The sequence below is a fragment of the Tindallia texcoconensis genome (assembly GCF_055383815.1).
The window spans coordinates 590,150-607,040 of sequence record NZ_AP042431.1 but is presented as its reverse complement, the minus strand read 5'-3'; the positions used below and the strand labels follow the sequence as shown (position 1 = coordinate 607,040).

The 16,891-nt window shown below is 39.6% G+C and carries 15 protein-coding genes and 1 riboswitch; of the genes, 11 read left to right on the top strand and 4 right to left on the bottom strand.

What is annotated here, in order from left to right:
- Positions 1-19: 19 nt before the first annotated feature.
- The 7 genes from ACZ47N_RS02890 to ACZ47N_RS02860 all read left to right on the top strand — a co-directional run bounded on the left by ACZ47N_RS02890 (position 20) and on the right by ACZ47N_RS02860 (position 7,027).
- Positions 20-1,108 carry a dipeptide epimerase gene (locus ACZ47N_RS02890; RefSeq protein WP_464887641.1) on the top strand — a complete coding sequence of 363 codons (1,089 nt, stop codon included), beginning with the start codon at positions 20-22 and terminating at the stop codon, positions 1,106-1,108.
- Positions 1,109-1,273: 165 nt separating this feature from the next.
- Positions 1,274-1,642 carry a NusG domain II-containing protein gene (locus ACZ47N_RS02885; protein WP_464887640.1) on the top strand — a complete coding sequence of 123 codons (369 nt, stop codon included), beginning with the start codon at positions 1,274-1,276 and terminating at the stop codon, positions 1,640-1,642.
- Position 1,643: 1 nt separating this feature from the next.
- Positions 1,644-2,159 (top strand): Gx transporter family protein, encoded by a 516-nt coding sequence (locus tag ACZ47N_RS02880; protein ID WP_464887639.1) that lies wholly within the window; start codon positions 1,644-1,646, stop codon positions 2,157-2,159.
- Between the two features lie 60 nt (positions 2,160-2,219).
- On the top strand, positions 2,220-3,044 hold the full coding sequence (locus ACZ47N_RS02875; RefSeq protein ID WP_464887638.1) for a MerR family transcriptional regulator: 825 nt from the start codon (positions 2,220-2,222) through the stop codon (positions 3,042-3,044).
- A gap of 185 nt (positions 3,045-3,229) precedes the next feature.
- Positions 3,230-5,155: a flavocytochrome c gene (locus tag ACZ47N_RS02870; protein WP_464887637.1), complete on the top strand. Its 1,926-nt coding sequence runs from the start codon at positions 3,230-3,232 to the stop codon at positions 5,153-5,155.
- A gap of 380 nt (positions 5,156-5,535) precedes the next feature.
- A complete protein-coding gene (locus ACZ47N_RS02865; protein WP_464887636.1) occupies positions 5,536-6,108 on the top strand; it encodes a nitroreductase family protein in 573 nt (190 codons plus the stop codon).
- A 40-nt stretch (positions 6,109-6,148) separates the two neighbouring features.
- The gene (locus ACZ47N_RS02860) at positions 6,149-7,027 is read left to right on the top strand and encodes a pirin family protein (RefSeq protein ID WP_464887635.1); all 879 of its coding nucleotides are present in this window, start codon (positions 6,149-6,151) and stop codon (positions 7,025-7,027) included.
- 25 nt (positions 7,028-7,052) lie between these two features.
- Here the strand turns inward: ACZ47N_RS02860 and ACZ47N_RS02855 are convergent, their stop codons facing one another.
- Entirely contained in the window at positions 7,053-7,319 is a 267-nt protein-coding gene (locus tag ACZ47N_RS02855; RefSeq protein WP_464887634.1) for a YciI family protein, read from the bottom strand.
- 222 nt (positions 7,320-7,541) lie between these two features.
- On the opposite strand from ACZ47N_RS02855, the gene ACZ47N_RS02850 reads away from it, so the two are divergent.
- Complete coding sequence (locus ACZ47N_RS02850) at positions 7,542-8,255, top strand: M48 family metallopeptidase (protein ID WP_464887633.1); 714 nt, start codon at positions 7,542-7,544, stop codon at positions 8,253-8,255.
- A 59-nt stretch (positions 8,256-8,314) separates the two neighbouring features.
- On the opposite strand, the gene ACZ47N_RS02845 is transcribed toward ACZ47N_RS02850, so the two are convergent.
- Positions 8,315-9,460: a GGDEF domain-containing protein gene (locus tag ACZ47N_RS02845; RefSeq protein ID WP_464887632.1), complete on the bottom strand. Its 1,146-nt coding sequence runs from the start codon at positions 9,458-9,460 to the stop codon at positions 8,315-8,317.
- Positions 9,461-9,633: 173 nt separating this feature from the next.
- Here ACZ47N_RS02845 and ACZ47N_RS02840 point away from each other — a divergent pair, with 173 nt between their 5' ends.
- The 3 genes from ACZ47N_RS02840 to ACZ47N_RS02830 all read left to right on the top strand — a co-directional run bounded on the left by ACZ47N_RS02840 (position 9,634) and on the right by ACZ47N_RS02830 (position 13,477).
- A complete protein-coding gene (locus tag ACZ47N_RS02840) occupies positions 9,634-9,855 on the top strand; it encodes a YdbC family protein (RefSeq protein ID WP_464887631.1) in 222 nt (73 codons plus the stop codon).
- A 124-nt stretch (positions 9,856-9,979) separates the two neighbouring features.
- Complete coding sequence (locus ACZ47N_RS02835) at positions 9,980-11,797, top strand: 5'-nucleotidase C-terminal domain-containing protein (RefSeq protein WP_464887630.1); 1,818 nt, start codon at positions 9,980-9,982, stop codon at positions 11,795-11,797.
- Between the two features lie 138 nt (positions 11,798-11,935).
- Positions 11,936-13,477 (top strand): hypothetical protein, encoded by a 1,542-nt coding sequence (locus tag ACZ47N_RS02830; RefSeq protein WP_464887629.1) that lies wholly within the window; start codon positions 11,936-11,938, stop codon positions 13,475-13,477.
- Between the two features lie 144 nt (positions 13,478-13,621).
- On the opposite strand, the gene cobT is transcribed toward ACZ47N_RS02830, so the two are convergent.
- Positions 13,622-14,674 carry a nicotinate-nucleotide--dimethylbenzimidazole phosphoribosyltransferase gene (gene cobT, locus ACZ47N_RS02825; protein ID WP_464887628.1) on the bottom strand — a complete coding sequence of 351 codons (1,053 nt, stop codon included), beginning with the start codon at positions 14,672-14,674 and terminating at the stop codon, positions 13,622-13,624.
- A gap of 117 nt (positions 14,675-14,791) precedes the next feature.
- A riboswitch (cobalamin riboswitch) is annotated at positions 14,792-14,997 on the bottom strand.
- A gap of 76 nt (positions 14,998-15,073) precedes the next feature.
- Positions 15,074-16,888: a hypothetical protein gene (locus tag ACZ47N_RS02820; protein ID WP_464887627.1), complete on the bottom strand. Its 1,815-nt coding sequence runs from the start codon at positions 16,886-16,888 to the stop codon at positions 15,074-15,076.
- Positions 16,889-16,891 lie beyond the last annotated feature (3 nt).

The following is a 16,891-nucleotide window of genomic DNA, read 5'->3' as shown; positions in this document are numbered from 1 at the left end:
CTAGAAAGGGTGTGGGCTTATGAAAATAGCAGATATACAAATTGGTACATTAAAAGTTCCTTTGGTAACCCCTTTTAAAACAGCATTAAGGAGAGTTGATGCCCTGGAAAACGTTGTGATCAAAATCATAACGGACGAGGGTGCTGTGGGCTACGGAGAAGCCCCTCCTACCGGTGCTGTGACAGGAGATACGTTTGGAGGCATTATAGGGGCAATTCAGGAACATATTAAACCCAGCATCTTAGGAAAGACGATTGAACAGTTTGAAGAGCTGATGCTTTTATTGGAAAAATCCGTAGTAGGAAACAAGAGTGCAAAAGCTGCTGTTGATATGGCTTTGTATGATCTTTACGGACAATATTATAAAGTACCAGTATATAAACTCCTTGGTGGTCATAAAAAGGTTTTAGAAACGGATATTACGATTAGTGTCAATGATCCAGACGAAATGGTGAAAGATAGCTTAAAAGCCGTTGAACAAGGATATTCTATATTGAAGATCAAGGTAGGAAAAGATATAAGTTTGGATATAAAGCGGATGGATGCAATCCGGGAAGCGCTTGGGGATGACATTTCTTTGAGACTGGATGCCAATCAGGGATGGTCGCCAAAAGAAGCCGTTCAGGCAATAAAAAGTATGGAATCCAGAGGATTTAATATTGACTTTATTGAACAGCCTGTAAAGGCCGAAGATCATGTGGGGTTAAAATACGTTACGGAACATGTCCAGTCAAAAATTCTAGCGGATGAAAGCGTTTTTTCTCCCAAAGATGCGGTGGAAATCATTACGAATCGATGTGCGGATATGGTCAACATTAAACTGATGAAAACTGGTGGCATAAAAAATGCCTTGAGGCTTGTTTCTATCGCAGAAATCTACAACATAGAATGCATGATTGGGTGTATGCTGGAAAGCAAGTTAAGCGTGGGGGCGGCGGCTCATCTTGCTGCCGCTAAATCAATTATTACCCATATTGATTTAGATGGCCCAGTGTTATGTGCTCAAGATCCAATTCAAGGGGGAGTTGGCTTTGATCATTATCGAATCACTATTCCAGATGAACCAGGGTTCGGCATCAAAGAAATCGAAGGCGTAACATTTAAGTAAGGAAGTATAATGGTTGTCCCATAGGTTTTTTTCCATTAATCAAGAACTGCCTAGGATCCGCTCCTAGGCAGTTCTTGATTAATGAATTATAATTTGATACACTAGCTTACGCAATTCCTATTAAGGTTTAAGAGTTGAATAAAATTTAATGAAACGAGTGATCCAATGAAAAGAAAAGAGGTTCTATTGATTCTTGCTTTATTACTTAGTTCCATAGGTGCCCTAATCGCTATTCGTGGTGCTGCTTTTGAACTAGAAACAGCGACTCCTCAGGTGGTGATTTATCTGAAAGATGAAGAATACTTACGGATAGATACAGAGGATCCACAGGTGGTTTTGGTTGAACAAGATGGACGAAGCAACAAAATAGAAATCACCAAAGAAGGGTTTGCAATGCTTCATTCGAGCTGTGATAATCAGTACTGTATGTACCAGGGGGAAGTTACCTTTGAAAACATAAGCCAACGTCTATTTGGAGCGTGGGTTTACTGTCTGCCCAATGAGGTGTCCATTGAACTTGTTGGGGGTGAATAGCATGAATACACGTATCATTACAACTATGGGTATTTTAACAAGCCTAGCTCTGATCCTTGGTTATATAGAACGATTAATTCCCATTTCTTCAACGATACCAGGGATAAAAATGGGACTGGCTAACACTGTATTGTTGTATGGTTTGTATATGATGAACTGGAAAAATACAATGAACTTAATGTTGCTAAAAGTGCTACTAAGTGGGATACTATTTGCTGGTTTCTCGGGAGCACTTTACAGCTTTTCAGGTGGGGTGCTTAGTCTTATGGCTATGTATTGGATGCAGCAGCACAGTGGCTTTAGTATAGTAGGTGTCAGTGTGTTAGGTGCTGTATTTCATAATATTGGCCAGATTCTTATGGCCATGCTAGTGGTACAGACCCGTGGGTTGCTTTTGTATCTGCCTGTATTGATTATTGCTGGTGTTGTAACAGGAACACTGACAGGACTCGTTGCCCAGAGTGTGTTCAAGGGTTTATCCAATTATCATCTGGATTTTGGAAAAAAGACAGCTTAGTTTTGTATAGCTTTTTCTTGTTTTTTAAGGACATTTTATTGACGAAAAAGGAGGCTGTGAATGGTGTTTTCGATCGGACATGTTTCCCGTATTCTTGGATTTACCCGTCAGGCAGTACGATTTTATGAAGAAAAAGGGATTATCAACCCTAGGAAAGATGATAATGGGTGGCGTCATTATGATGAAGAAGCTATCTCTAGGCTTATAAGTGCACGTAAATACATGGCAATGGGCTATCGAATTAATGAAGTGGTAGCCCAATTTTCCAATTCGACTACGAAAAAAATTGCAGAGACTCTGGATAGAAAATATGAAGAAACAAAGGATAAAATCAATCATTTACAAATGGTGGCAGCCACTATAGATGATTACCGAAGAAAGATAAGGACTTTAGACGACCTTATGAATCAGTATGTGGTTTGTCATTCTCCTCCCATGGCTATTTTTTACAGCCAGCCCAATAATGATCTTAAACAAGAGCTTGTCTCAGATACCATGACATGGGTGAATGCACTTCCACTTTCTAAAATTACAGCCTTTTATGATGGGCCTCAGCTACACAAAGAAAAAATCTTAAAGCGGAAGCACAAAGGATTCTCTATCGATCAGCTTCTTGCCGAAAAATATGGTCTTTTGGATTTAAAAACAACATGTCTGATGCCTAGTAAACTTTGCATACACACAGTGATTGCGGCTAAAAGCAATGAAATAGCATCTTTAAATATTACCAACAAAGACTTGCCTTTCTTAGAAAAAGAAGAAATGGAGATAGAAGGAGATCCCTGGGGACAAATTATATTTTCTGAAAGCCAGCAGAATACTGAACAGGAGGTAGCAGTCCATAGACAATATATTGACCTGTGGATACCCATCAGAAAACAGTGAAAAGCCAGACTTTTCCTTATGTGTATAGATGGGGTTGAATATCAAGTAGCTTGATAGAGTACACTGTTATAGGATTAACAATAGGCTTTACTAACTGGTATGAGGTGAAGTGGCCAGCACCTGGTACAAGTAGTAGCATTTGTTGATCCATTTGTTTGTGAACCAATACATGAAGGAGGAGCAAAATGAAACGTACTAAAAAAATATTTTCTCTATTAATGGTTTTATGTCTCTTAGGATCTATGGTAGGCTGTGGAACGTCAGAGGTGAATGATGCCGATGAGGGCAAGGTTATAACGGCAATGACCCCAGGCGAATATACAATGGAAGTAAATGGGTACAACCCCATGAAAGTCAAGGTTGTTTTAGGAGAAACAGAGATTCAGACAGTGGAAATTATCGAACATGAAGAAACTCCAGGCGTATCGGATGCGGCTTTGGAGGAATTACCAGCACTTATTGTAGCAGAGCAGAATCTTGGTGTAGATACGATCACAGGGGCTACGATGACCAGTCAAGCTATTTTGGATGCGGTACGACAGGCTATTGAAGAAGCTGGTGGTTTGGCAGACGAGTTTGATCTTGCTAAGGGAGACGCAGGTGAAGCTACCACAGGGAGACGCACAGAGATGGCAAGTGGTCAATTGCCAGAAACCTGGGATATGACCTATGATACGGTGGTGATAGGTGGTGGCTTTGCTGGTCTTGCGGCTGCCTATAGTGCTGTAGAACATGGAGCGGAAACATTACTTATCGATAAAATGCCAGTGTTAGGAGGAAACTCACAGATTAACGGAGGGGTTTATGCTTCCTATACGAGCAGCATAGCGGATGAACTCTATGATAAACTTGATCTTGAGCCAGATACAGCAGAAAAGCATATCGAAGATACGATTGTGGGTGGAGACTATCTAAGCGATGAAAAACTTGTTCGAAATTTTGTGTATGGAGCACCTTTCTTTCTTGACATGATGCTGGAAAATGGCCTTGAAGTGCGAGAATCCATTACACGTCCAGGTGGCCATTATGGGTATCGTACCTATACCACTATCAATGGCGTAGGCGCTGATATTGTACAGATACAAAAACAGATGTTAGAAGACACAGAGGCAACTATTATGCTGAATACAGAAATGACCCAAATTTTCCGTGAAGGTGGAGAAAATGGTCGTGTTGTCGGCATTGAAGTAGAGACTAAAGACGGCATTAAAAATGTTAAGGCAGAAAAAGCAGTTATTCTTGCCACAGGTGGATTTAGTGGAAACGTAGATATGCGATCCAAGCATGTGCCATCGCTGACTGCGGATATTCCTACAACCAATCACGTAGGGGCAACAGGTGAAGGAATTACAATGGCCCAAGCGATTGGGGCTAACACAACCCATATGCCATACATTCAGTTGTATCCTTTTGCTAATCCTAATAATGGCGTTTTAGACGCTTATGCGGTTATTCCATTTAGTGGTCCTAGTGCAGGAATTGTATATGTGGATGAATATGGAAAGCGCTATGTTAATGAAGGGGAACGGCGAGATGTATGCTCCAGAGCGGCCCAGCAAAGTGGCGGATTTCCAACCTTCTCTATTTTTGGACAGGAAATCGTAGAAGATGGAGGATTTATTTCTGAAACACAATTAAGCAACGGTATTGAAGCTGATCGTATCTTTAAAGCAGATAGTCTGGAAGAACTAACACAAATCATCAATAGCCACCAGTATGCGGATCATGGAATTGCAATGTCGGCTGATGTATTGAAAGAAACAATCCAGCAACATAATGGATTTATCGAAGATGGTCATGACCCTGAATTCGGAAAAGTAATTGATAAAGGTGTGATGCTTAAAATCGAAAAAGGACCTTACTATGCCATTCCGCAGTGGCCGTCGGTGCATCATACTATGGGAGGATTGACCATTACAGAACGAACAGAAGTACAGGATATCTGGGGCAATGTGATTCCAGGTTTCTACGCAGCAGGAGAAGTAACCGGAGGCGTTCATGGTACAAATCGATTAGGCTCCAATGCCATTCCTGATGCCGCAGTTCATGGCTATATAGCAGGCCAAGTGGCGGTAACAGGAACCGTACCAGATTTTGTTCCAAAACAGTAGCACCATATTTTGATGAACATAGGGAAAAAATAAGGCTTTAAGAACCTGTCAATTATTTGACAGGTTCTTTGAGTTATTAGGATAAGGAAATAGATTGAGCCCATGGTATGTATAAATTCGAAGGAAGATTTTTAAATGATGGATACGGTGTTTATTTGGTTGGTATGTTTGTTGTATACAGAAAAGATTTAGTAGGAGATCTTATATATCAGGGGGGAAGCCTATAAAAAATAAAAATAAGGGTATATAGAATAATGTTGTGGATAATGGCGAAAATGTGATTGAAAAACATTTTCGCGAAGAAGAAGTGTACCAGTATAAGTAGTTCTAAAGCATCTGATATCGATAGAAAAATGAATTGAATGAATGGAGGAGGAAAAATGTCAACACGAAGGTTTGATTACGAAATTCTTCAAGAAATGAAAACGCGGTGGTCACCCCGAGCTTTTGATCCTCATCGTCCTGTATCGGAAGAAGATATAATGGGTGTGCTAGAAGCAGCTCGTTACGCACCATCTTGCTTTAACGAACAGCCTTGGCGCTATATTGTTGCAGCAAAGGGACAAGATGACTACCAGAAAATTCTGGACGTCCTAGTAGAAGCCAATCGAGAGTGGGCAGCTAAGGCACCTGTACTGATGATGATTACCTCTAATCAACGATTTGCTAAGAATGACAAAGAGAATCACTGGCATCTTTTTGATGCGGGCACCTCTTGGGGATATTTGAGTCTGGAAGCTCAGCGAAGAGGATTGCATACGCATGCTATGGCTGGATTCAACGCTGAGGCCACTCGGCAGACTTTTGGCCTCGGAGAAAACATTTCCATTGTTGCAGCAGTGGCCATGGGCTATTATGGCAACAAAGAGGAATTAAGTCCGGCACTTCAAAAGAATGAAAATCCTGGGTTGCGTAAACCCATTCAAGAAATTTTGATTCAGACAAAACCGTGATAAGAGGAACCGATGCAAAATAAATTAAAGGGGTGTTGGGATGTTGAAGGTGAGACCAATCGAAGACAAATTTGTGGTGGAAAAGGAACATTGGGTAGGGAATGGATTCCGAGTTAGGAACTATTTTCCTGGAGGTAAAAACTTGATAGATCGTTTCTCTCCTTTTGCGTTGATGGACTATAATGTTCCAAGGGAATTTTCTCCCTCTACCACATCTAGGGGAATTGGACCCCATCCTCATAGGGGAATAGAAACAGTTACCTTTGCTTTTGAAGGTGCTGTGGAACATCATGACAATGCTGGGAATCACGGCGTTATTTATCCTGGCGATGTTCAGTGGATGACGGCTGGTGGCGGAATTATGCATAAGGAATACCATGAAAAAGAGTTTTTGAATCAAGGTGGAATGTTTCACATGATTCAGTTATGGGTGAATTTGCCTAAAAAAGATAAGTTTGTTCCAGGGCGTTATCAAGACCTTCCTAATAATAAGCTAGGAAAATTGGAATTTCCAGACGGTGCAGGAGATGCCACGGTAGTGGCAGGAGAATTTCAAGGTGTGAAGGGCCCTGCCATGACCTATTCGCCCATGAATATCTATTGGATGGATGTTAAAAGTGGAAAGAGCATTGTATTTCAGGAGCCAGAAGGATACAACACAGGAATGCTTTTAACCGGAGGTCATGCTGAAATAAATGAGACGAATTGTAGGCATAAGGACTTTGTTCTTTTTGAAAACCAAAGTGGACAAATACACCTAACGGCTGGTGCAGAGGGAGCAAGACTCATTGTCCTTAGTGGAGAGCCTTTAGAAGAGCCGGCTGTTGCAGGCGGACCATTCGTCATGAATACAAAAGAAGAGTTGGATCAGGCATTCCGTGATTATCGTGATGGGAAGTTTGGGACAGAAGATTTTTAGAGAGAAAGGCCATGACGAAAGCACCTTATTCTGGTAAGGTGCTTTTCCATTCTTTAAAGATCATTTTTCGAGATTGATTCTTAATGACAGGATCCTTTGTTGCGATGGCATAAGCCTCTTCACGGGTTTTTGTTTGATAGATAATCAAGCCGCCGCTATGATCTAAAAAAGGACCTTTTGCATAGATTTCACCCGTATCCAAATAATGTTGAAGGTAGGCTTTGTGCTCAGCAAGGAGTTCTTTGTCTTTTTCTTTGTTGATCGTTTCTAAATACGCTACATAATAGGGCATGGTATCTCTCCTTTAGTTTAAAGTGATTTTGTTAAGATCTATAAAAATAGCGAATCCTTCAATTATATTGTATCAGAGTTGTTCCGTTTATGTTAGGGTGAAGAGAGGATTATTGAGAAAATTGTGTTGAATTAATCAAAACCCTTGGGTCGTGGGAATGGAAATGCCAATGGAATACAATAAGAAGAGTGTAAATATGATTTTATAGGAAGGGATAAAACCATGGTAGAAGAAGAAATCCTTCAGTTTCCTGATGCGGACATTGAAGTGGAAGTAGTTCGAAAAAACATTAAAAACATAAATCTTAGAATTTGTCCACCAGCAGGGAAAGTGAGGGCATCGATTCCTGAAACCTTGAAAATCCATGTATTAGATTCGTTTATTCGATCGAAAATGGCATGGATTAAAGAAAAGCAAATAGAAGTCCAGTCCAAGGCTTTTAAGATAGAGCCTGAAAAGTGTTATGTTTCTGGAGAAATGCATACTTTAGGGGGACAGGTCTATAGATTAAACATTGTTTTTATAAAAAGGGGAAAACAACAGGTAAAAGTAACTGGTGCAGATACCATAGAAATGCATATTCGGCCAAATACAAGGATGGAAAGCCGTCAGCGATTGATGCACGAGTTTTATAGGGGATTTCTTCAGGGAAAAATTCCAGCGTATATAGCAAAGTGGGTACCTATAATGGGTGTAAATGTTAAGGAATGGCGTGTGAAACGTATGAAGACCAAATGGGGTACCTGCAATATCCGAGACAAGCGAATATGGATTAATTTAGAACTGGCCAAGAAAAAGACAGACTACCTAGAATATATTATTGTTCATGAGATGACTCATTTGTTGGAAAAATATCACAATGACGATTTTAAAGCACATATGGATTCATTTATTCCTCATTGGAGAAGATTAAAAGATGAATTGAACAAGTCCTAAAAGTGCTTTTGAAGCTTTGGTATCTATGGGGAAAGGATGCATGTAGTGTGAAGAGTGTGCTATAAATTCTCATTTGATAGGTTTTTGGATCCTTCCCAAACAGTTTGATTACGGCCGTTGTTTTTTCCGAGGTATAAATGATGATCTGCTTTTTCTAAAACCATTAAATAGTCCTCTTGAACACTTCCTTTAGAAAAACCGATGGTGATCGTAAGGTTCAAGGTAAGGTCATTTACTTCAATTATTTTGCTTTCAAGGGTTTTACGCATTCTTTCACATATTTGATAAACTTCTTGGTCTTTCATGTTGGATAGAAGGACAAGAAATTCTTCGCCGCCAAATCGAAAAACATAATCGTCTTTCCGAAAAGAGCTAAGAATAATATTGGCTACACTTTTAATCACCTGATCTCCCACAACATGGCCATGTTGATCGTTTATTTTTTTAAAATAATCAAGATCCATAATAACCATATGAATGGAAAGATCATACTTGTTTTCACGATAGTAGGTCATTAATTTCTCTAAGTATCGCTTGTTATACAAACCTGTAAGGCTATCTTTTTTTCCTTGATCATCCATGATAGTAACATTTGTTGTTAAAAATCGATAAAAATAGAAAGCGCCAAAAAAAACCGTAAGAACTCCTAATAAGGTGATTTCTCTGGCAAAATCGATGTTTTTTTCATTTGAAATTCTTTGTTCAGTGTAAAGCTCGTATTGATGCAAAATAATTCGATCTGTGAAATTAGTAGCGAGATTGATGGAGCTAACAAAAGATACAAAAGCATTGTATCGTTGGGACTCATCCGTTGTGGTTCGGCTCAATACTATCTCTAACGGATGGTCTGTAGCTTCAAGGGTTCTCACCAGCCTTTCGTAGTAACTCTTGTTGTGTGAATCTGGTTGAAGCTTTCCTAAATCAGCGAGTTTTTGATGAATATCATGCTGAATATTTGCTATATAATAATAGCTAGAAGAGCTTCTTTCATCCATATATCGGACCAATTGAATCTGTTGCTCAGAGAGTAAACTTTTTAATTCACTCCCTTTCATGATAATTTCCATATGCTCTTCTTGCATGACTTTGTAGTTATCTTGTACTTGCTTACTGGAGTATAGAATGACAAGGAACGTTAGGAATAACAGGCTCATAAGGGTAAGGTATCCAACTTTTATGACATTAAGTTCCTGTGATTTTTTCATATCAACACTTCCTCAGATTTAGGTTGAAATATTTTTCTTTCTTATGATACCCATTCTTAGACAAGTATGCGCTGAAAGTTTCTCGTAAAGCAAGGATTTTATGGTAGAGTAATGAGGAGAGGTTCTATTAAAATGGTGATACAAACTTATTAGTGATGAAAGGAATGAGTAGGATGGCATCTATAAACTATGAGATTGAAAAGAAGTACGGAGTGATTTCTGAATCCAGTAGAGGATGGAAAAAAGAACTGAATTTAGTAAGTTGGAATAGTCGTGAAGCGAAATATGATTTAAGAGATTGGGCGCCAGACAATGAAAAAATGGGAAAAGGCCTAACCTTAACAGAAGAAGAATTGCTTCGATTGAGGGATTTACTGAATGAAATGGATATCTAAAACCATAGGAAAATGATACAATAGACGAGCATCATCAGAAAAGTAAGAAAAGTACATGAATAGTGACAAAAGGCATAAAGGCCTGTGATTGTCATATATCAAACAATAAAAGGAGGAAAAAAGTATGAAGCACGCTTTTATGAGACGAAAGTATCTGGTTTTGTTCCTGGCATGTCTAATGGTTTTCAGCAGTTTCAGCACCTTGGTGGTTTTTGCTGACGAGCAAGAACATACCTTAGTGGTATTGCACACCAATGATATTCATGGTCGGGTGCTGGAAGGTCGATTTGATGGAATGGGGCTGGATCGGGTAGGTGCTTTGGTTAATCAGTACCGGGCAGAAAATGAGAATGTACTGTTGTTGGATGCTGGCGATGCGGTACACGGAATGCCAGTGGCTACCATTGAAAGAGGCGCCAGCATCATACGTATTATGAATGAGATCGGCTATGATCTTTTAGTGGCAGGAAACCATGAGTTTAACTATGGAAAGGAAAGGTTACTAGAACTGGATGAAATGGCAGATTTTCCAGTGATTGCCGCCAATATTATGGTTGAGGAAACGGGGGATTATTTTTTACCGCCTTATATGATTTATGAATTTGATGGATTTAGTGTTGGCGTTTTTGGTTTAGCGACGCCAGAAACCTTATATAAAAGCCATCCGGCAGGAACCCAAGGACTTTTGTTCACAGATCCAGTGGAGGCAGCGACAGAAATGGTAGCAGAGCTGGAAGATCAGGTAGATGTAATGATTGCTCTTGCACATCTGGGTATCGATGAAAGCAGCCTTCGAAACGAGACTAGTATAGGGGTTGCTGAGCAGGTGGAAGGCATTCATTTAATCGTAGATGGCCATAGCCATCATAAGTTAGATGAAGGATTAATGGTGGAGGAAACCCTTATTGTGATGGCTGAAGAATATACTAAAAATTTAGGGGTTGTTGAAATTGCATTAACGGATGGTCAGGTATCTTCAATTACCGCCATGTTATACGAAAAAGAAGAGGCTATGGAGATAGAGCCAGATCCTGATGTTGTAGCCGTAGTGAACAAAATAATTGAGAATCAGCAGGAAATCATGGCGGAAGTGGTGGGCAAGACTACGGTTCATTTAGATGGAGAGCGGGAGCAGGTTCGTGCAGGAGAAACAAATTTAGGGAATTTGATTACAGATTCCATGGTTTGGGCTACGGATGCTGATTTTGCCTTTACGAACGGAGGTGGAATTCGTGCTTCCATTGCAGAAGGTGATATTACGAAAGAAGATATCATCACCGTACTTCCTTTTGGAAATCGAGTTGTCACAAAGAAAATGACGGGAGACTCGGTACTGGAAGCATTGGAAATAGCTGCTTCAGCCTATCCAGAACCAGCTGGTAAATTTGCCCATGTGTCGGGAATGACCTATACAATAGATCCAAATCAACCAGAGGGTCAACGAATCAGCGACGTGACTATTGGGGGAGAACCTCTTGGGATGGATGTAGAATATGTGATGGCTACCAATGATTTTTTAGCTGCCGGTGGAGATGAAATGACTATGTTTGTGGAAGCATTTACCATTACTGATTTTGTTTCCATGGATGAAGCTTTTATGGACTATTTAAGCGAGAGAGGAGAAGTAGCGCCGGAAGTTGAAGGTAGGATTACAACTGTAGCATTGGAAGAATCGTTTGAAATAGAAGAATCCGAAGCAGATGTTATTGAAGTAGAAGAACCTGAAATGGAAGAGCTCATTGAAGAAGAACCTATCACAGAAGAGCCTATGCCAGAAATGCCAATGATGGAACGTGATATCCATGTGGTTCAAGAAGGAGAAGTTTTATGGAGAATTGCGGAAGAGCATAGGACTACTTGGGAAAAATTAGCAGAAATTAATGAACTTAACAATCCGAACTTGATTTTTCCTGGACAAGAAATCTTGTATCCAGCTCATTGAAGTATTCCAGTATACGAATCGTTTTAAAAAACCCCTGCTTGGGAATGGGCAGGGGTTTTAGGCTGTGAATAGCTGTAGGCTGGGAGACTTTTAGTTAGTGTGCTTCGTTGATAAAGTAGTTAAAGAAAGGGTTGAGATATGAAAAAAAATATATGGAAATCCCTACTAATTTTAATAGCAAATTTATGCAGCGCCTATGCCTCCTTGGTTTTGAGTGGGAAGATAAATGATATCTTTGGTCATAGTGGGAACTTGATCTCTTTAATTGCTATGGCTATTCCCTTTATGTGTATCATGACCATTGTTTTTAAGTACATCGTTGAAAAGGTTTTCAAGGAGGATCTTGAGGCTATTACAAGTAAAAGTAGTGTGATGTATTTAGTGGTATGTTTGATAGCTGTATCCTTCATTGTAATTAGTTTATATCGAGTTTTGAAACCTTCAGGAACGGATTTCTCTTTACCTCCCCTAGATATGATTGTTTGGATCATGTACTTGCTTTTACCAATAGCCATAGGGATTTCTGGTCTTGTTTTTGTGGCAATTACATTTTTGATGATTAGAATAAGCACAAGGCATCCTCGGTATATGTGTTTTATAGGGATCATAAGTCTGGTGATATGGTGGGTTAGTATTCAAGAAGGAGGTAGTCCACTGGAGTCAATTGCAAGACCGAGTTCGAGTTATTATCAAACAACTAACTGGTATTTTATGTGGGGCGACAGGGTTTATGCATATGGTCGTAATGGTGGAGGAGATGTTTTTTACCATATAAGCATAGAAGGGAATGATAAAGAGATTCTTTCTACATCTGATGATATGAGGTTTGCTAAGTTTTTCTTGGTGAAGGACAACCATGCTTATTATTATACAGAGTATCGAAATAAAATTAATAAAGTGGACTTGGTTCAAGGGGAGATTGATGAAGTATATCAAGGAATCTTGGGAATGTTGCCAGACACATTAGAAGATAATCGGGTATTAGCAGGATATAGATATGGCATGGATCATGATAGGCCGCATGCCTATATTGGTTGGCTGAATCTGGAGTCTGGAAACATGGAGAATGAGAAGAAACTAGGATTAAGTAATTATGCATATCACTATGCAAAGATCAACGATACAGTCTATTATATTGTTGAAGATGAACATGAATATCATGTATACGGAAATGACGAGATTCTTTTTAAGACAGAAAATGAGATTTACTCGGTTTTCAAGCAAAATAATTTTCTGTATATTATTTCAGAAGATTCTATTATACAGTTTGGTTTAGAGGACTATCAACTGGTAAACAAAGTAGAAGGATCTGATTTTCCGAGAGGATCCATATTAAATAATCCGAATAGCAGCATGATAAATTTGGGTACATCTATAAGGGGATATAATTTTTTTTATGATTATGATTATAATCTGTATGTTTTTAATGATGAAGAAATGCTATTTGAATGGATAATGAATTTTGATATTGTTAAGCATGCTAGTTCTTATAAGGATTATGTACTGTTTCGATCCAAAGAGCAAGTGGTGTTACATCACCCCAAAAGACAAACACAGGAAATTTATTCAAATGTGATGCATTACAGCATACAGGGTGATACGCTTTATTTGCTAGTCATTGATGGGGAACGATATAGTTTTGAAAAAGATGCAAGATTTTATGTTCAAAAGATAGAGTAAGATAGGGCGAGAAAAATGGCGCAGTGTCTTCTGGTAGAGGTGGAGAGAATACTTATAAAGCCGATGGAGTCGTGGGTTCCAACGGCCTTATAAAGAAATATTTATGCTAAATAATACTGAGGTTAGATGCTTCTAGTCGTTCAGTTAAGAACATGTCGAAACACCTGCGTCTGCAAAGGTAGCCATTTCATGAAGAATCTTTGTAGAAGCTTCAACAAGAGGAAGAGCTAAAGCGGCACCGGTACCTTCTCCTAATCGCATATCCATATTTAGCATGGGTTTGAGACCCAGTAGTTTTAAAGCGTGCTGATGACCAGGTTCCACAGAAGAATGAGAAGCAATCATGTAGGGAACACACATTGGGCTAATGCGACTTGCCACAAGGGCAGCTGCACTGGAGATGAAGCCATCTATGACTACGGGAACATTATGGGCAGCGGCGCCTAGGATTAATCCAGCCATAGCTGCAATATCAAGTCCGCCAACTTTTGCTACTAAATCAATACCATCGTTAACATTTGGTTTATTTATTTCCAAGGCTTGAGCAATAACACGGATTTTGTTGACCAGTGCATCGTCATGGATACCACTGCCACGTCCTACTAGGGTATTAAGAGGCATGTTGCTGCAGGCTGCTAAAATAGCACTGCTAGGAGTTGTATTTCCGATGCCCATCTCACCGGTTCCTAAGATGGTGGTGCCTTTTGCAACTTCTTCACCAGCGATGTGGATGCCTACTTCTAGTGCTTTTATAGCTTGATCACGGCTCATAGCTGGTCCTTTGGCAATGTTTTCGGTGCCCATCATTACTTTTTTAGAGATTAGCCCAGGATGTTCAAGGTGGGCATTGATCCCAACATCTACTACCAAGACATTTGCACCAGCATGGTTGCATAATACGTTAATAGCGGCTCCTTGGTTCAAAAAATTTACGACCATTTGAGGAGTTACTTCTTGTGGAAAGGCGCTTATTCCTTCGGCTACAACGCCATGATCTCCAGCCATCACTACAATGGTTTTAGGGCCAAGGGTAGGTTCTGAATTTCCGCTGATGCCGGCTAATTGAACAGCTAATTTTTCAAGTACGCCAAGACTCCCTGGTGGCTTGGTTAAATTATCCAGTTTTTCTTGGCATTCTTTCATAGATGTTGAATCGAGATCTGTAATGTGTGCAATTGTGTTTTGTAAGGTCTCCATTAATTCATTCCTCCTGATTAATTGGTTTTGGTAGGGGTGATTCTATTTAAATATAAAAAAACCTCAGCACAAAAATGCTGAGGATGTTACCATGATCCACATAAAAATCCCTATGGTGGGTAAATGGCTTATCTGGCAGGTCTCCTGACTTCCGGATCTTTACGCTTCCGTCCCTTCCCGCTTTTCTGAAGGCACAGGCCTATGAAAGCAGTGGGCTAATACGGATTAATTCCTCGGTTACAGTGGCGGGACCGTTGGAGTTTTTCACTCCATTCCCTATTATCCTCCAATGATACAGAGGCACCAGGTAAGATGAATGAAATTACATAGAAATAATGTACCTCACCTACGCCTGGATGTCAACCCTGACTACCATTATTTAGAAAACCGATCATATTTCTAAAAAACACCACGAAGTATTTGAGTTGCTTCTTCTGCGGAACGGGGATAAAAGTGGCCATCAAAATCTTGCCTAGATACTGTGTCGGGAGCACGTTCTATTACTACGATTAAGTTATCGAAGAAAAAGGCTTCAGGATATTCATGTAACAAAGGGTGATCAATAGAATCAAAAGGTTTTTTGAACCATTTTTTATAGAAAATTTGAAGGGTTGTTAAATCATTTGCTTGGTTTGAAAAATGATTTTCCATTATTTCCCAAAAAACAACTGCTTGATCTTCGGTTTTGCGGGTTTGGTCATCTGATTTTTCCTTTAAGTGTTTGCAAATAGGGGCTATAGTATTAGCGAAGGTTTGAATAATTAGGAGTGTTTGTTCATCGACAGCTCCTGGTAATCCAGTGATGACTAAAAAACCCAGTGGCGAAGCATCAGAAGATATTAAATCGACTTCAATAGGGGCGATAATCAAACCATTATGTTGGGTTTGGTCAGAGACAAGCACATAAGGGTTGGCAGCATCTTCTCCTTGTTGAAAGAAAAATTCATTGTGATTTCGCTCCCAAAATAGCCTTGATAACTGAAGGGTAGATTCCTGGGAATATCCAGCGTTGCAAATGCTATGGTGGTGTTGATTTCCTAGGACAAAGAGGGCTTTGCTGATTCCGAACCCAAATTCTAAGGTTTGTAAAGTGATTTCTATCAACTCATCTAGACTATTGCAAGAGTTAACATTTTTCATCATGCGGTTGAAACGTTTAATGGCATCTAATTGAGAGGCAATTTCCTCTTTTTGGAGGTGGATGGTTTGAATGTGAAGTGCGTTTTGGATAGCGATATAGATTCCTTTTGTAACGCTTTCGATTTGTTCTAAAGTTCTGGCGTCATACTCTTTGTCAGAAGCAGCCTCGCCAATACTCAAAAAGCCTAAGAGTGTTTCATCAGCTAATAAAAACAAATAGACAACATTTAATGCTTTGAGGTCTTCAGGGTTTACAAATATTTTTTCTAGCAGTTTTCGATCTTTATCTATATGAAAAATTCGCTGATCTCCAGGTATTGATTCAGAATGCACGGAAAAAGAGCAGGCATGGCATGCTTGGTGATCTAAAGAAAGAAAACTCTTTATTTTCATGGATTTTTCAGTAGAATCGTAGAGCCCAAAACCAGTGGCTCGGCTCGTGGTGATTTCCCGGACAACATCGATACACAGGCGATACAAGTGTTCTAAGTTGGTTTCTGCCATAATCATACGACTGCACTGGGCAGCCATAGTCATGCTGAAAATTTGCTGATTTAGTTCCTCTTGGCTTTGATTTAACTTAGACCGTTCTGTGGCCATAGTTAGAGACATATTTACTAAATCCTTTAAGGACTCTATTTCCACCTCAGACCAAAAATTGCATGAGGCTTCATGAGAGGAGGTAACAATCACAAAGGCTTTTAATTCATCTTTAACAATCATTGGAATTGTTAATTGTACATGGTTCTTTTGGCAAAATTCTGGACTTAAAAAATTAATGTAAGGATGATAAAGGACCCTGCCCTGTAAAACAGGCCATTGTTTTAACTTTTCCGTAGCAACATGGTTTGGGATCTCAGGGAATGCACCTATTTGACTTTTGCAGATGTATTCATGATCCTGCTTAACAAAAATAGCGGAGGTGGTCCATTCAGATATATCATGAAGAAACTGATACCCGTAGGTGTAGATTTGTTCTTCAGTTAGTACTTGTGTGAAAAAAGCAACGCAATCAATCCATTTCTTTCCAAATTGCTGTGTCTCTATTTCTTTATTAGCCTCGTTCCGAATCAAAAA

Bases quoted from the DNA above. Each gene is read 5' to 3' on its own strand.
- ACZ47N_RS02890 (WP_464887641.1), top strand. From the start codon at position 20: ATGAAAATAGCAGATATACAAATTGGTACATTAAAAGTTCCTTTGGTA.
- ACZ47N_RS02885 (WP_464887640.1), top strand. From the start codon at position 1,274: ATGAAAAGAAAAGAGGTTCTATTGATTCTTGCTTTATTACTTAGTTCC.
- ACZ47N_RS02880 (WP_464887639.1), top strand. From the start codon at position 1,644: ATGAATACACGTATCATTACAACTATGGGTATTTTAACAAGCCTAGCT.
- ACZ47N_RS02875 (WP_464887638.1), top strand. From the start codon at position 2,220: ATGGTGTTTTCGATCGGACATGTTTCCCGTATTCTTGGATTTACCCGT.
- ACZ47N_RS02870 (WP_464887637.1), top strand. From the start codon at position 3,230: ATGAAACGTACTAAAAAAATATTTTCTCTATTAATGGTTTTATGTCTC.
- ACZ47N_RS02865 (WP_464887636.1), top strand. From the start codon at position 5,536: ATGTCAACACGAAGGTTTGATTACGAAATTCTTCAAGAAATGAAAACG.
- ACZ47N_RS02860 (WP_464887635.1), top strand. From the start codon at position 6,149: ATGTTGAAGGTGAGACCAATCGAAGACAAATTTGTGGTGGAAAAGGAA.
- ACZ47N_RS02855 (WP_464887634.1), bottom strand. From the start codon at position 7,319: ATGCCCTATTATGTAGCGTATTTAGAAACGATCAACAAAGAAAAAGAC.
- ACZ47N_RS02850 (WP_464887633.1), top strand. From the start codon at position 7,542: ATGGTAGAAGAAGAAATCCTTCAGTTTCCTGATGCGGACATTGAAGTG.
- ACZ47N_RS02845 (WP_464887632.1), bottom strand. From the start codon at position 9,460: ATGAAAAAATCACAGGAACTTAATGTCATAAAAGTTGGATACCTTACC.
- ACZ47N_RS02840 (WP_464887631.1), top strand. From the start codon at position 9,634: ATGGCATCTATAAACTATGAGATTGAAAAGAAGTACGGAGTGATTTCT.
- ACZ47N_RS02835 (WP_464887630.1), top strand. From the start codon at position 9,980: ATGAAGCACGCTTTTATGAGACGAAAGTATCTGGTTTTGTTCCTGGCA.
- ACZ47N_RS02830 (WP_464887629.1), top strand. From the start codon at position 11,936: ATGAAAAAAAATATATGGAAATCCCTACTAATTTTAATAGCAAATTTA.
- cobT (WP_464887628.1), bottom strand. From the start codon at position 14,674: ATGGAGACCTTACAAAACACAATTGCACACATTACAGATCTCGATTCA.